The 16,269-nt window shown below is 41.3% G+C and carries 10 protein-coding genes and 4 tRNA genes; all 14 read left to right on the forward strand.

The genetic code is table 11. The annotated features are described in order from the left end of the window. Nucleotides 1-3,954, forward strand: a 3,954-nt coding sequence (locus Q4575_RS19235; protein ID WP_303523896.1) for an Ig-like domain-containing protein, incomplete at its 5' end; no start/stop codon positions are given. 29 nt (nucleotides 3,955-3,983) lie between these two features. Continuing rightward, nucleotides 3,984-4,913: a hypothetical protein gene (locus Q4575_RS19240; RefSeq protein ID WP_215961991.1), complete on the forward strand. Its 930-nt coding sequence runs from the start codon at nucleotides 3,984-3,986 to the stop codon at nucleotides 4,911-4,913. A gap of 77 nt (nucleotides 4,914-4,990) precedes the next feature. Further along, nucleotides 4,991-6,346, forward strand: a complete 1,356-nt coding sequence (locus tag Q4575_RS19245; protein ID WP_215961990.1) for a surface lipoprotein assembly modifier — start codon at nucleotides 4,991-4,993, stop codon at nucleotides 6,344-6,346. A gap of 290 nt (nucleotides 6,347-6,636) precedes the next feature. Next, the gene (locus tag Q4575_RS19250; protein ID WP_303523897.1) at nucleotides 6,637-8,055 is read left to right on the forward strand and encodes a TolC family protein; all 1,419 of its coding nucleotides are present in this window, start codon (nucleotides 6,637-6,639) and stop codon (nucleotides 8,053-8,055) included. Beyond that, the gene (locus tag Q4575_RS19255; RefSeq protein WP_215961988.1) at nucleotides 8,042-9,259 is read left to right on the forward strand and encodes an efflux RND transporter periplasmic adaptor subunit; all 1,218 of its coding nucleotides are present in this window, start codon (nucleotides 8,042-8,044) and stop codon (nucleotides 9,257-9,259) included. Before Q4575_RS19250 ends, Q4575_RS19255 begins: the two co-directional genes overlap by 14 nt. Continuing rightward, complete coding sequence (locus Q4575_RS19260) at nucleotides 9,256-12,351, forward strand: efflux RND transporter permease subunit (RefSeq protein ID WP_303523898.1); 3,096 nt, start codon at nucleotides 9,256-9,258, stop codon at nucleotides 12,349-12,351. The genes Q4575_RS19255 and Q4575_RS19260 overlap by 4 nt, the downstream gene beginning before the upstream one ends. A 168-nt stretch (nucleotides 12,352-12,519) precedes the next feature. After that, on the forward strand, nucleotides 12,520-13,581 hold the full coding sequence (gene murB / locus Q4575_RS19265; RefSeq protein WP_303523899.1) for a UDP-N-acetylmuramate dehydrogenase: 1,062 nt from the start codon (nucleotides 12,520-12,522) through the stop codon (nucleotides 13,579-13,581). A 1-nt stretch (nucleotide 13,582) separates the two neighbouring features. Then, on the forward strand, nucleotides 13,583-14,566 hold the full coding sequence (gene birA, locus Q4575_RS19270) for a bifunctional biotin--[acetyl-CoA-carboxylase] ligase/biotin operon repressor BirA (RefSeq protein WP_303523900.1): 984 nt from the start codon (nucleotides 13,583-13,585) through the stop codon (nucleotides 14,564-14,566). A gap of 1 nt (nucleotide 14,567) precedes the next feature. Beyond that, nucleotides 14,568-15,278: a type III pantothenate kinase gene (locus Q4575_RS19275; RefSeq protein ID WP_215961984.1), complete on the forward strand. Its 711-nt coding sequence runs from the start codon at nucleotides 14,568-14,570 to the stop codon at nucleotides 15,276-15,278. 176 nt (nucleotides 15,279-15,454) lie between these two features. Then, nucleotides 15,455-15,530, forward strand: a tRNA-Thr gene (locus Q4575_RS19280). Nucleotides 15,531-15,580: 50 nt separating this feature from the next. Beyond that, nucleotides 15,581-15,665, forward strand: a tRNA-Tyr gene (locus tag Q4575_RS19285). A gap of 90 nt (nucleotides 15,666-15,755) precedes the next feature. Further along, a tRNA-Gly gene (locus Q4575_RS19290) sits at nucleotides 15,756-15,829 on the forward strand. An 8-nt stretch (nucleotides 15,830-15,837) separates the two neighbouring features. Beyond that, nucleotides 15,838-15,913, forward strand: a tRNA-Thr gene (locus tag Q4575_RS19295). Between the two features lie 117 nt (nucleotides 15,914-16,030). Next, on the forward strand, nucleotides 16,031-16,269 hold a 239-nt coding region (locus Q4575_RS19300), incomplete at its 3' end, for a GTP-binding protein (protein ID WP_303523901.1).

Raw genomic sequence — 16,269 nt, forward strand, 5'->3', positions numbered from 1 at the left:
GCAACGGTTAACGCTAGCGGTGTGGTATTCATTGATGATGCCGCCGCAGTGGGCAGTCAATCAACTATAACAGTGACCACGCCAGTCGAAAGTGGGTCTAGTGTGACAGTATCCGGTACGGTAATTGTGACAGTTGGGCAGCCAATATTAGAAACGTTGACCATGTCAGCAAGCGAGACGACGGTTCCGGTTGGCACCACACAACAAATTTCTGTGGCGGCGCTACTGTCTGATACCAGTACAACCTTGTTAACAACTCAAATTTGGAGTAGTAGTGATACGACGATTGCTACGGTGGACAGCAGTGGTTTGGTTACCATAAAGCCTGGGGCTACTCCGACGACAGATACCGTTGACATTGAAGTTAAAGCTTTAGAATTATCAAGTGGAAGCACTTATGTTACGGATACATTAACTCTAACTGTTGGCGACCCAGTATTGACTTCAATAGCTATCGATTCGTTTGAAACCCTTGTAGGCAGAGGTAAAACAACGACATTAACCGCGACGGGGACTTTATCTGATAATTCAACAGGAACACCAACAACATTGACTTGGAGCAGTTTAAATACGGCAAACGCGGTAATTGATAGCAGTAGTGGCGCAATGACTATTCCGAACACTGCTACGATAAACAATACTGCAGTGGTCAAAGTCTCTGCACCTATTGAAACAGGCTCGGCAACGTTAGTAGAAGGCACGGTTGTTGTCACAGTAGGTTCGGCAGATTTAGCGTCGCTTACTATAACGTCACCTGAAACAAATGTCGCTATTGGTAAAACGGTATCACTCAGTGTCGCTGGCACGCTCACTGACGGCGGGTCTGGCATTCCAACTTCGGTATTGTGGGTAAGTAGTGATGAAGATGTTGCAACAGTTGATGGAAACGGTGTTGTAACCATTAAAACCGATGCTACGGACGGCGAATCTGTTGTTATTACCGCTAAAGCGTTGGAGTCGTCAAGTTCATCTACGTTTATTACTGATACGGTAACATTGACGGTAGACCCTGCAGAAGTTACTGCAGTCGAGATAACAACATCAAGTGGCGCTCTTCCGCGGGGAACTTCGGTAACCTTGTCTGCTGATGGGACATTATCTAGTACCGCAAATGGTCTGCTCGACGATTTAACTTGGAGCTGCCTAGAAGACCCATGTGCTGTAACCGTAAATTCTAGTAGTGGTGAAGTAACTTCAGCCAATGCTTCGGTAATTGGTGCACAAGCAACCATTAAAGTGACAACGCCTATAGTGAATGGTTCATCAACAACGGTTGAAGATACTTTTATCGTAACTATAACCAATCCGTTATTGACGTCATTGGCAATACCAGAAGGCGACTCTACTGTCGAAGTCTTGGACAATATTGATTTATCAGTTACAGGTGTCCTTTCAGATACCTCTACAACTATCTTAACTGACATCTCTTGGAGCAGTGACAATGCCGACTTCACAGTGGATGCAGATACTGGGCTTGTTACCGTAACGGCTTCCGCTAGTAGTGGCGACACTGCAACCATTACGGTGAGCGCCGAAAACGGGGCCAGCTCAGCAACGACTATTACAAGTTCTGTGACAATCACAGCTTCAGTACCTTTAATCAATAGCATTACATTAGATCAAGCTTCCCAAACTGTGCCTCGGGGCACAAGTATCGATGTCATAGCCACGGCGACTAAAACGGATAGTTCTACTGTAAGTCGTTCGGATCTAAGCTCAATTATGACTTGGTCGAGCGCTGACACAGACGATGCAACCGTGACGATAATCGATGAAGGCACAGTGAATGCTCTTGCTCGAATAAGTATTCCAAATACGGCAACAAAAACTAATACGGTGGTTCTAACGGCTTCTGTTCCAGAAGAGACCGGGTCATCAAATTTAGTAACCAAAACAATAACTATTACTATCGGTGAACCTACTCTTAGCGTAGGTTTAGCATCCAGCACATCTTCTACCGATGTACCGCTTGGAACAACATTGACGGTTGTACCCACATTCACCTACAGTGATGGTTCTGACACTTCGGCATTTGATAAAACAAGTTTGACTTGGTCGACGCCAACACTAGATCCAGCTTTGATCTCACTAGACACGGCGACAAATTATGGCGAAGTACAAGCCATTCGCCTTGATGAATCGTCTAATACCACGGCTGTTGATGTGGAATTAACAGCGGATGACAGTATTACGGCAACCATAGATTTAACAGTGGTTGAGCCAGTCATAGAATCATTAGAAATACATAGTTATGGCGATAATGCATTAGCTGAGTCGCAAACTATGATATATACCCCAGTGGCGGTATATTCTGACAAAACCACAGCTGTTTATCCTAATGCTTTGGATTGGGAAGCGAGTGACACAGTAGACCTAATTATATTTGACGGCGATACGGATCTTACAACAGCACATACCGGTGATATTAACGTGTCTACTGCAACATTAAGTGCTGATGAAACCTCTGCAACAATTACGGTAACCGATAGCTCAACCACGCCAGATACGGTAGGAACAGCAGGATTGACGTTATTGGATGGCATAACTGTCAGTAGCATTCAAAACTCAGTGGCTGCGGCAACAGTTGTTCAAGGTTCTAGTTATCCGTTATCGAGTTACATGTTATTAAGTAATGATCAAACTTTAGACATCAGTAAATATACCGCTTTGTGGTCAAATACAGCGCCGAGTGATACCGAAACAACCGTCGATAGTGCAGGGCTTGTTAGCTTTAGTGCAACAGCCGTTACAGGCACAGTGACGGCAGATGATTCGGTTAATACAGCTAATGTCACTAGCTTTACCGTTGAATCCGGTACATTAGCTAGCATAGAAGTATACCCTCGAAATCCTACTGTCAGACGCGGTAAAACAGTCGACTTCAAAGCTTATGGTTTATATACCTACGACACAGGCAGCAAAAACATTGTTGTAGATATTACTGATAAAGTGGCATGGAGCAGTGCAAATACTACGGTTATCACAAACGCAGGGGCTGCAATTGCTGTTGGTGCCGATGTTGATATGACCGCGACGTTGAGTGCAATTAGTGGTACGTCTTCGGTTACAGTCGTTAACGCAATAACAAGCATAACACTTGGTAACGTACCAACTGAAGTCAATGACAATGGGGCGACAAAAGTTTCTAGACGCTATCAACTAAAAGCATATGCAAACTTTGCAAGTGGTTATGTCGAAGACATAACCGAGCAAGTGTTATGGTCAAGTTCAGCGTCGAGCAAAGCGACTGTGAGTAACGCAAGTGGTGAGAAGGGCTTGATGATGCCTGTATTGCCAATTACAGATAGCGATACAGTAGCATTTACAGCCGAATGGTTTACTGACACAGGTCTTGAATCAGTGACATCTGGGGATGTAACCTTATCGACAAACGCAGTAGATAACTTTGACAGTATAACAATTACTCATGCGACAAGCTTTAATGACATGGGTAAGGATGTCGTAACAAACTTAATCGCAACCGCTAATTACGCTGGTGGTGGAACACTCGACGTTTCCGAACAAGTCACTTGGACTTCAAATACGCCAACTGCGGTTTACGTTAGTAACGCACCCGATTTAAAAGGACAAATCGCCAGTTTAGGAGACAGTACAGCGGCAGTAACTATCACGGCAAAAATGCCAGATACATCAATATCAGGTACTTACGCGCTCACTAGAACAGATGAAACATTAAGCACACTAACGATTTCACCTGACACACAAACTATTGTTGTTGATGGTACGCAACAGTTCACTGTAGTGGGAACATATACCGGTGGCGACCCAGTGGATTATACCAACCGAGTTGTTTGGACAAGCTCGGATGAATCGCTAGTTATAATTAGTAATGCAGAAGAGACTCGTGGTTTAGCGACACGACTCGCCGATGGAGATGTCACAATTACAGCGACTTACCAATCGGTCACAGATACAAGCGGGACTATAGATTAATGAGCTATTGGTTGATGGAAAGTAACTTAATGAAAAAAATGCTTATCTTATTGTTATTGTGCTGCGCACCTATCAATAAGTCATTGGCAGACACAAAAGTAAATGCCAATGATTTACTGGAAAAAGGTGTAGAAGAACGATTTTCGTTAACTTTTATTGAAAAGCTACTGCTAATCGAGCCGGAAGTGTTAGATAGGTTTTCTCTATTAGAACACGATATAAAACGGTTTAATTCTGAACTAGCCGCAGTGACTAAAACTTATAGCGATTCTTTGGTGAAGTTTGATCAATATAAAACGAAGCAAATAAATCAGCACAATGTTAATGAAGAGTTTGTTTTGTTCAATCAACTCGAGAATCAACAACATATGCAGGGGATCCTGTCTGCTGAATATCATGTTAATAGAGTTCGCGAGAAACTCTACGAAAGTCTATTTGAATATGAATCAATTAAGAAACGAATTGAAACTGTTTACCAAGAACAACACAAAGCAAACATTGTACTGGTGAAAGAGAAGCTACTCGCCGGTGATAGTTTTGTAATTGCCGAGGGGCAAAAACAGCAAATTCTCGAATTTGTACTTTCGTATCAAGATAGCCCCGTTGAATTAGCTCGTATGTTATTGCATAGGAATGTTCAGCAAATTTTGCCAGATTATTTAATCGAACAGCTTAATATATTTAGTCAATCAGAAATTAGCTTAGCCGATGCTTTAAAAACCCCAGAGGTGATGGCTGCTGTAATCAGTAAAATCGAAGATATCGATGTGTTGCCAAAAATGGGACTAAAGGATATCGGTTATAAAATTTATAGTGTGGATCAAGCGCCTAAAGTATTAAAATTAGGCGCGCCACCGCTACTTATAGATACCTATCTAAATGCCAGCATTCAACGAAACTTAAATTTGGCGCTGATATATGAGTTACCGGTACCAGCGGAAGAGATCATTAGGTTTTAATATGAATACTTTTGTTTATATATCCAGCCAAAGAGTAGTATTAATGTGTTCATCCTCGTTTGATAAAAGAGTAACAAATGCATAATTTAAGACAGTTTGCCGCCATTTTTACTCTCGTTTGGGGATTAATATGTTCATTCGATGCTCGCTCTGAACAGGATTTAAGAGCTATTCATACCGAATTACTCGAATCTATAAATCTTTTAAAAGACAAAAAATATGCGGAAGCTTGCGTTAAACTAAAGCTATTGCCAACGTTAGACGAATCGTCTAACGACCCGATTGTAAAACAACTTCAACTAAATATTTATTATATTCAGGGACAGTGTTTTGCGGGATTGGGTTTATATGACGACGCTAAAAATTATTTTCAGGTATTGATAGAAGAAGATCCTGAACAAGCACGTCCTTACCTAGATTTAGCTATTATTCACCAGTATTTAGGTGAATTTGATCTCGCAGAAGATATTTATGAACGTGTACTAGATCTCAATAGTTTAGAGCCGGATGTACATAAAAAAGTATTAGAAATGCGCAAAGTTAACCCAGAAAAGCTCCAGTACAATTTAGAATTATTGACGGGGTTGTTAGTTGACAATAATTTAGTTAATTCACCAAGCGCAGCATCTGTTGTTATATATGGTAAAGAGTTCTTCTTTAATGAAAACCTGCGTCCTACAGAAGCGAATGGCGTTTTTGTTGGGGCAAATGCGTCGATTAGTAAACTGCTAGATAATGATAAACGCTTATCACTAAAAATGAATATCGCTTCATCAAACTACCTCAATAAACCAGACGGAAATACTCTGCTTGTGGATTTTGTTGGCGGGTATCACGCCAAGTTAGGTCAATCAGAGTATGGCATAGAGCCGAGGTTCGCATCTGTTAGTATTGGTGGCGAAGCGCTTTTAAACATCGCGTCTTTAGGGGCTCGTTTTACGACATTTTTAAATAATAAAATTCGCGTCTCTCCTATGCTTGAATATGCCAAATATGATTACACAAGCTCCTTTGACCGCAGTGCGGATGTTATTAGGCCTCAAGTCTTAGTTAACTACTCTTATAGTCAAAAGCTAATGATAATAGGTGTTTGGTCAATGAATTTAGCCTCCGCTAAAGAAAAACAAAACAGTTATACCGGCTTGCGATATGAAATCGGTACAAGGTATCGCTACAATAGTAATTTAATGTTTGGGGCTGACTACAGCTTAAATACGTTGGACTTTGATGAGCAACTCGACGCGTTTGACGTTAAGCGAGCAGACACAAGGCATTCGTTTAATATTAATTCTAGTCTCAATTTAAAAGGGCTTGGTTTTCCTCGATTAACTCTAGATGTGGGCATTAATCATTTTCAAAATGACTCCAATATAGGACTTTACGCTAACCAAAGAACTCAATTCTATTCGTTAGTGAGATACGCTGCGTTTTAGGCTGTACCCACAAAAGGTCGTATTACCTGTATGGGTTTATTACCTACAGATGTACAGTTTAGTCATGTAAGCTATCGTCACGTAGAACCAACATTTCCAATCTTTATGATTTTATATTTAACTGACCGCCGTAATTTATGAGAAAATTTTTATTTGTTTAGTTATTTATAATGATTCGAATTAAATTTGGATTAGTTGATTGTAAACGGATAAAAAGATATAAAGAGGGTATACGTTTACCCTGCTTGTTTCTCGAGTTAAAAATAGGGTCTTTAAGGGAAGTATTTAGTTTGAAGCGGATAATAATTTTTCCCCTCGTGATGTTTTTAACAGCTTGTGCCTCTGAACCAAAGCATTTAGAGGGGGACAAACTTGATAATATCGATGAGGCGATTCCTAAAGATTGGCGATATAGCACTAAACTTTTAGCTACTAATAATGATTTATTGTGGGGTATCAAGATCCCTGATCCCATATTGGCGAAATTATTAGAAGTTAGTAATGAAAATATCAGTCTCAAAATTGCTAGATTGAGACTTAGACAAGCTAAATTAGATTTCGAGATTTCAACAGGCCAGTTGTGGCCAGATGCAAGCTTAGCTGCAGGACAAAGACATTCCCAATCTCTGGTTGACGATGAGAAAAAATTTTTAGACTCCTCAAACATCGGACTCTCTGTAAAATGGGAAGTGGATCTGTGGGATCGGCTAGGGGATGAAACAAAACGAACCACTTGGTTAGCAGAAGCCAAGTCATACGATTTAGTTGCCGCTACTTACTCATTGCAATCGCAGTTTTTGACAACATGGTTTGACCTAATAGAACAGAAAAAACTACTGGAATTAAACAAAAACAATATCGAAAACCAGAATCGAAGATTACAAATGTCGATGTATCGATTAGACAATGGGCTATCGAGTGGTATCGATATTCGAAACGCCAAAACAAACTTATTTAGATTGCGCGAAAGCCAAAAAGGCCTCCAATATAGGCTTGTTGAAGCGAAACGCAGACTGAACTTAATGTTGGGGCATTATTCAGAATCTGAACTTGATATAGACCTGACGTTTCCCGAATTAGAAACCGGTGTTGTATTTAATAAGCCTCGGGACATTCTTTTAAATCGACCCGATGTACTAGCTGCAAATGCCAATTTATTGGCCGCGGGCTTTAGCTGGGATGCAGCTAAAAAACGTCAGCTCCCTAAGCTTACATTAAATTTTGATTTGGATGCGCGGCGCAGCAAAATAGAGGAATTATTTGATTTTGATTTTTGGTTGTCATCGATTTCTGCTTCGATTGTTCAACCCATTTTTTATCGAGATGTTTTGTCTAAACAAGCTAAAAAATTAGAGTTGTCGCAAGAAATCGCCCTTCAACAATACCGCCAAACGCTTTTAGATGCGTGGCGAGAAGTCGAATCCGCAAGTCAAAATGAGCTTATTTTGCGAAGTCGTCAGTCTCTTTTAAGTCGAGCATTTGCTGAAGCAAAAGAAGCTGAAAATCAAACTGAAATTCAATATACCGCAGGTTTAGCTAATAGTTTCGAGTTGTTATCTGCACAACGCACAAGAACGTCAGTTGAAACGGATTTGATGAAGCTTGCCACAGCACGTCTAAAAAATAGAGTTCAGTTAATCTTAGCGCTGGGCATACCAAATTCAGAAGAAAATAAAACAAAGAAGTTTAATTCGCATGTTAAAAACTAAAATTGTAGATTCCATCCCTTTTGTAAGCGCTATTCTTATTATTTTATTGACGCTCTATGGATTAGATTTTTTTAAACCTGAAGCTGAGAAAAGACAATACAAAGCTAAAAAGTTACGAGTTTTTGTAGAACGTATTAAGCAACGTGATACGCAACTATTTGCCTATAGCCAAGGAGAAGTGAAACCAAAACAACAGGCAGACTTACGAAGCCAAGTAGAAGGATTAGTTGTTTTTGTGTCCCCTAGTTTAGTGGTTGGTGGTCGAGTTGTTAAAGGTCAAACTTTATTGCAACTAGATAAAAGGGATTACTTGCTGGATGTCGTGCAACGTGAAGCAAAGGTAGCGCAGGCGAATCAACAATTAGAAAAGGTAAAAGCACAAGCTAATGTTGCTGAATTAGAATTAGCCAATTTGGGGCGTAAAAACGCCAATGACTTAGCGCGCTGGCGCCCACAACTTGAACATGCGGAAGCTGAATTAAAGGCGGCTAAAGCCTTGTTGGAAATTTCACGTTTGAAATTAGAACGTACCAATATTACCTCGCCATTTACCGGTGTGGTACGCTCGGAATCAATCAATATCGGTCAGCAAGTGAGTCGCAATAGTGTCATCGCGACGGTTTATGCGAATGACGTTATGGAAGTAGCCCTTTCTTTAAATGGCAAAGACTTAAAATTATTAGAAATGCCAATCGACTTTTACCAAGAGCAATACGAACAAGGCATTCCTGTTGTGCTGAGTACAGAGCTGGGCGACCAAATAACCGAGTGGGAAGGGCGGATTATGCGTACTTCAGGGCAGTTTGATACTCGGACTAGAACCTTAGGGGTAATTGCCGAAATTTATCAGAGTAAAAATCAAAATAGTATTTTGCCCGGGTTATTTGTTAACGCGCGTATCAAAGGCGTAAGTGTGAGTAACGCCAGTACTTTACCTAGAACATCGGTTCACCCAAATAATAAGGTGTGGTATGTCGATGAAGAACAAACACTGCAAGTTACGCAGGTTGAACTGATCCATCGCGACAACCATTCCGTGGTCGTCAAAGGGCTTAAAAACAATATTCAAATAGTTACCTCAGCGCTTGTTGCCCCAGTACCAGGTGTTTCCGTAAGAACCTTAAAAAGTCAGCCTAATAATTTGACCGAGGAAAAAACCGAGAAGCCAAAAAGGAAAAGAAAGCAAAAGGACGCTGAAGCATGAAGTCGTTAGTTTCTTGGTGGGTTAAAAATCCTATCGCGGCAAATCTCGCGATGATTTCATTGATCGTTGCAGGGTTAGTCAGCTACTTTTTCGCAATAGAGAAGGAACCGTTTCCAACTGTTAAAATGGCTACTATGGATATTCGCATCAACTGGCCAGGTGCGGGACCGAGAGATATTGAAGACCAAATTATTGTCAGGTTTGAAGATGCGGTTAAAAACGTCGAGGGCATTAAAACGATAATTTCCCGAGCGTTGGAAGGGCGCGCTTTTATTACAATTCGAGGGAAAGAGCGAGTTGATAGAAGGGAATTCGCGGAGGAAATTAGAGAAAAAATAAATTCAGTTAATGGGTTGCCTAGTGATACCGAACGACCTGTCGTAACGGAAAAAACTAATCGTAAGTCGATGATCAGAATTGCCTTACACGGGCACATAAATCGAGATTCACTTACCGGGTTATCACATGAAATTAGGCGTCAAGTTGCGTCATTACCGCTTATTTCAACCGTCGATTTAAAAGGCGAAGGTCGCTATGAAATAGCCATTGAAGTTACGGAACAAGCTATGTCGACCTATGGTGTCACCATAGAAGAAGTAGCTAATGCGATAAAAAGCTCTTCGATTAATACATCTACCGGAACCGTGCGCGACGAAGCAGGTGTATTGATGTTATCGGTTAGAAATAGGGCCGAGCAACAACAAGAGTTTGAAGACATTATCATTCGTCAGGGCAAGGGGGGAGAATCTTTATATCTAAGAGATGTTGCCACCGTTGTAGATGGATTGGCTGACAGTCGCTTTGTTTCAACATTTGATGGTGAACCCGCGATACTAATCGATGTCATGAATAGCAGTTACATGAATATTCCAAAAATGTCTAAATACGTGAACGACTATGTAAACAAAAAAAACTTACAGTTGCCTGAAGGCGTCAAGTTGACCATTTGGTCTGATTGGAACGAAGCCTATCAAGGGCGGCTAATGACGATATTTTCAAATGCGGTAAGCGGTCTTATCTTAGTCTTCATTTTATTGTTATTGTTCCTACAGCCTAAAGTTGCATTTTGGGTAAGTGCAGGTATTGCAACGGCATTTGCTGCGAGCTTTGCGCTGTTACCAAGCTTCGACGTTTCGCTTAACATGATATCTCTGTTCGCGTTTTTGATGGTGATCGGCATCGTTGTCGACGACGCTATTGTTATTGGAGAAAGTGTTCATTTAAGTCATGAAGCTGGGCTGCATGGAGAAGAAGCGGCAATCGAGGGGGTAACTCAGGTCGCGAAACCGGTATTGTTTGGTGTGTTAACGACGATGGTCGTGTTTGCTCCAATGGCGTTTTTACCCGGAAGTACGGCAGAATTTACGCGAGCTATTGCGACAGTTGTGATCCTCTCACTTGCATTTTCATTGTTCGAAGCGCTATTTATTTTGCCTTCGCATTTGCGCCATTTACAGGGCGACAAACCAAGTGAAAAACCATCTAAGTTAGCAAAATTCCAAAAACGTATTGCATCAAGTTTAGACTACCTAAACGAACGATTTTATATCAAACTTTTGCAATGGTGCTATAAGCACAAGCAAACGACGATTGCGATTTTTGTTGGCGCTGTATTTATCGGTTTTAGTCTTCTAAATAATAACTATATTAACCAGTCGTTTATGCCTCAAATAGCCGATGACAAAATTCGTTTGGCGGTTACCTTACCCACTACGGCCACCCATGAACGAATGTTACAAGTATTGCAGCAGATCCAACAGGGTCAAAAAAGGCTGCTTGAACACGTAGAACAATTACCAAGTCCCTTTTTAGTCGACCATGATTACACGCGATTGTCGGGCACTCAGATAACAAGTGAAATAAAGCTAGTTCAATATGATAAGCGGGCAATGACGATTAATGAAGCCTCAGCATTTTTGCAAGAGTACATTGGTGATATTCCTGACGCAGAAGAAATCGAATTAAAATCGACACTAAATACACTAGAACCTAGGGTTGGTTTTAGTTTCAATTCGCAAGATATTGAAGCGTTAAAAGAAGGCGTGGCCGACTTTAAGCAACATTTGGCAACGTATTCTGGGATCTATCTGCTCCGCGACAATATGGATAAAGGCTCACAGGAACTTGTCTTTACACTTAAGCCAGGCACAGAAGCGTTGGGTATAAATTTACGTGATATTAGTAGGCAAGTTAAACAAGCTTATTTTGGTCAAGAAGTACAACGACTACCCAAAGTTGGCGGCGATGTTCGAGTTAAAGTCATGTATTCACGATTTGAACGTGAGTCGATTGACACCCTACAAAACCTCAAAATCAGAAGCAAGGACGGCCGCACAATACCATTGATGGCGATTGTTGATGTTGAAATCAGGGCGGGTATCCAACGTATTATCCGCCGCGATGGATTTAAATCTGGGTATGTTTATGCTGAGTATTCAGGTGAAGACCAACGTGCATTAAATATCGACGTTAGGGAAAATTATATTCCTGAATGGCAAAAGCGGCACCCTCAAGTGTCGTTTGGGCGTGGTGAGCGGATGCAAGAGGAGAATGAATTCCGGCAGACGGTTATCGTGTTGGAAGGGCTCGCCTTAATGGTTGCCTATATGTTGATGGCCATTGCTTTTCGTTCCTACAGTCAACCATTGTTAATTATGTCGGCAATTCCGTTTGGGGTTTTAGGGGCATTAATGGGCCACCTGATCCATGATATTAGTTTTGGAATGTTCTCCATGTTGGGTATTCTCGCTGCATCAGGAGTTGTGATAAACGATAACTTAGTATTGGTTGACGCAATCAACCGATTTAGGGAAAAGGGGCTAAGTTTTAAAGATGCGGTGTTTAGAGCTTGTCAAACTCGATTCCGACCAATAATTTTGACTTCAATGACCACATTTATTGGCTTGATGCCAATGCTAGCCGCTGAAAGTGTCCAGGCCAAATTTTTAGTGCCAATGGTTGTATCGTTAGCTTATGGGGTGTTAGCCGCAACAATAGTTACACTTATTTTCGTTCCCTGTGTGTATTGGTTAACGACCGACTGTATACAGGGATGGCAAAAACTGCGTACAAAACTGATAGAGAGTAAATAACCGTATTGTTTTAGCCGTAGAATAAACCTTGCCTAGTAATTAGTGCTGGCGGGTGTTGAGCACGCTTTTCGCACTGTAATCGTAAATTTATTATGTTTGCAGTGCGTAATTTTTTTAGTAACTGATATATTACGCATTATTAGTCATTTAATTTTGTCGGTTATTCCCGTGATATCAGTCCAGTCTTTTCATACATTTCAATTACAAGCAAATGCCAAACGGATCAGCTCTATTGACTCGATTGAAGATTGTCGTAGGTACATTGGACGCAAAAATGGAAAAGATTTTATTTTACTAGGCGAAGGCAGCAACTGCGTATTTGTCGAAGATTATTATGGTGAAATTGTCATTCCTAAATTATTTGGGAAATCCATCGAAGAAGATAACAGCAACTTTTTTGTTGACGCCTCCGCAAGTGAAAATTGGCACGAATTTGTCATTTGGCTTTTGGCAAACAAAGTCTATGGTTTAGAAAATTTAGCGTTAATTCCTGGTACTGTGGGCGCCTCGCCTATCCAAAATATAGGTGCCTATGGCATTGAAGTTAGTCAGTTCATTTCGTCTGTCGACTACTTTGATTTAACCTGCGGGGAAATTAAGACGCTTGATGCCCAAGCATGTAATTTTGGTTATCGAGACTCTGTTTTTAAGGGGGAGCTAAAAGCAACTGCGATCATTACAAAGGTGAGATTCACAATTCCAAAACAGTGGACTGCAATAGCAACCTACGGCTCCTTAGCTGATATAGATAACCCCACCGCTGAGCAAATATTTACCGAAGTTGTCAAAATCCGCCAATCAAAATTACCAGATCCTGAGTTGACCGGTAATGCCGGTAGTTTCTTTAAGAATCCGATAGTCGATACGCAAACAGCAGACACACTGGCAAATAAATTTCCTGGTATGCCTTTGTATAAAGTTAGTGATGGTGAATCTAAAATTGCCGCAGGTTGGTTAATTGACCAAGCCGGATTAAAAGGCAAAACCATAAACGACATCGCGGTGCATAAAAACCAAGCACTTGTATTGATAAATACAAATAACAACGGTTGTGGTAAAGACTTAGTGGCTTTAGTGGATGAAGTTTGTAACACGGTATTTGCCAAATTTGGTATTGAGTTATCCACGGAAGTGCGCTGTTTCGGTCATGAAGGTGAACTTAATCTATTGGCGAAGAAGGGCGAGGAGTCCGAACTTACAGCCGTCAAAAACGCTAAAGGGACTCGATAAATTGGCCAAGTTAGAATTAAAAACAGAAATCGCAAGCATATTAGCAGATGGGAATTTTCATTCTGGGGAAGAGCTCGGCCAGTTGTTTGGCGTATCACGCACCGCAATTTCGAATCACGTTAAAGCGTTGATAGACCTAGGGCTAGATATTTTTTCAGTGCATGGTAAAGGCTATAAGCTTGCGGAGTCCATTGATTTACTAAACGCAGAAGAAATACGTCAAGGGTTAGGCAATAGTAACTCAATTGATGTGTTTCCAATTATCGACTCTACTAATGAGTTTCTGATGACAAAGATCAGAAACAGCGATCATATCTCTGATGGGCATACGGTTTTAGCCGAGTGCCAAACCTCAGGCCGTGGTCGACGTGGCCGAACTTGGGTTAGCCCATTTGGATCGCACATTTATTTTTCTCAGTACCGCAAGATGGAAGATGGTCTTGCGGCGGCGTCTGGATTGAGTTTAGCAGTAGGTGTCGCGGTTAAAAACGCATGCCAAGCCATTACAGGATTAGAGCTACAGTTAAAGTGGCCAAACGATATCCTCTATCAGAAGCAAAAGGTCGCTGGGATTTTGGTGGAAGCTGAGGGGCAGTCCGACGGGGTCTGTCATTTAGTGATTGGCATCGGTATTAATGTTGATATGCCCCAGGGGAGCGCTGAACAAATCAATCAACCCTGGACCGACTTAAAGCAACTATCTGAGCGACAAATTAACCGAAATGAAATCGCCATTGAGTTATGTCATCAACTCAATATCGTTATGGGCGAGTACCGTCAACACAGATTAGATAATCTTTATAAAGAATGGAATTTAGCCAACGCTTTTAAAGATAGTATGGTTAATATCATTGCGAATAAAAATACTCAAACTGGTCGTTGTTTAGGGATAGATCAAAGTGGTGCATTGATTGTAGAAAATCCAGCTGATGGTTCACGTTTTAAGGTGTTTGGTGGCGAGGTAAGTTTGCGGGGCGTAGCGTAAAATGCGTTTGTTAATCGATTGTGGCAATACGGCGATCAAATATCGAACCGTCAATTCAGAGGGGAGCTTTGTACAACTAAGCTACGAACAGATTGTTAAAAATGTATCCCAAATTAGCCAAGTTGTTTATTCGAGCGTCGCAAAACCACCGGAATTACAATCTCTTCTCGAAATATTTACAAAACACAGTATACCTTGCAAAACAGTCACCACGGAACCGACGTCATTTGGTATCGTATGTGGTTATCCAAAGTATCAAAATTTGGGAGTAGACCGCTGGCTAGCGATTATAGGTGCTAATTGGCTCGCGCCCGATGAAGACCTTATTGTAGTCGATGCAGGAACCGCTATGACCGTCGACATACTCACTTACGATCGCGTTCATAAAGGCGGATGGATTATTCCTGGCTTAAGATTGATGCAGGAGTCTATTATCGTTAAGGCTCCCGGTGTTTTTAGTGATTCAAGGCTAACGGCGGAAGTCTTTGGTTCGGATACACCCACTGCACTTTATGAAGGCTGTTTAAACAGTTTAGTTGGTGCGGTAAAAAATGCAGCCATGTCATTTGAAGCTCAATTTAGTCGCAAAGCCAAAATAATGCTCACAGGTGGCGACGCTGACGTTATTGTTCAAAAGTTGAATGAACAACGTTTAACAGAAAGTTATTCCATCCATCCAAACTTGGTTTTTCACGGACTTAATCGATATTAGTATCCATTAATCAGCAACGTTTTTGCTTTTGTTTCGATAATAATTACGCGTTTTTTAATGAATATTGCACGATTTGTTTAAAACATCACCAAATGATCGATAAAACTTAAAAAAAGTTACTTTTAGTGTTGCACTATCGAAATTGTTACCATAAAATGCGCCCCACTTGATGCAGTGCCGGCTTAGCTCAGTTGGTAGAGCAACTGACTTGTAATCAGTAGGTCGCCAGTTCGACTCCGGCAGCCGGCACCATCAAATCTTACTTACACAACTTTGTTGTGAGGCCAAGTAAGATGTTCTGTGGAGGGGTTCCCGAGTGGCCAAAGGGATCAGACTGTAAATCTGCTGGCTCTGCCTTCGGTGGTTCGAATCCACCTCCCTCCACCACTTTTTCTTGTTTTGTTGATACTTTCGTTTCGACAAACTTAAAAAGGTCGGCTCGCGGCCTTCTTTGCTTGAGTCGAGAATCGTTTCAAAGCGGACGTCGTATAATGGTATTACTCTAGCCTTCCAAGCTAATAACGCGGGTTCGATTCCCGCCGTCCGCTCCAAGATTTTTGCTGATATAGCTCAGTTGGTAGAGCGCACCCTTGGTAAGGGTGAGGTCGGCAGTTCGAATCTGCCTATCAGCACCACTTCTTAAATATTCTCTTCTTCTTGTATAAACTAATTAAAAGCACTACTTTTAGTAATTAATTTATAACACCACGCTTTCGAGCGTATCACATTAATAAACTTAAATAGGTCTGAAAATGGCAAGACAAAAGTTTGAACGTACGAAGCCGCACGTTAACGTTGGTACAATCGGTCACGTTGACCACGGTAAAACTACATTAACAGCTGCGATTTCTGCAGTATTAAGTAAAACATACGGTGGTGAATCTAGAGATTTCGCACAAATCGATAATGCACCTGAAGAGCGTGAGCGTGGTATTACAATTAATACTTCTCACATCGAGTATGACACTCCAACTCGTCACTACGCACACGT

The organism is Psychrosphaera sp. 1_MG-2023, from assembly GCF_030548245.1.
Classification (GTDB): Bacteria; Pseudomonadota; Gammaproteobacteria; order Enterobacterales; family Alteromonadaceae; genus Psychrosphaera; species Psychrosphaera algicola.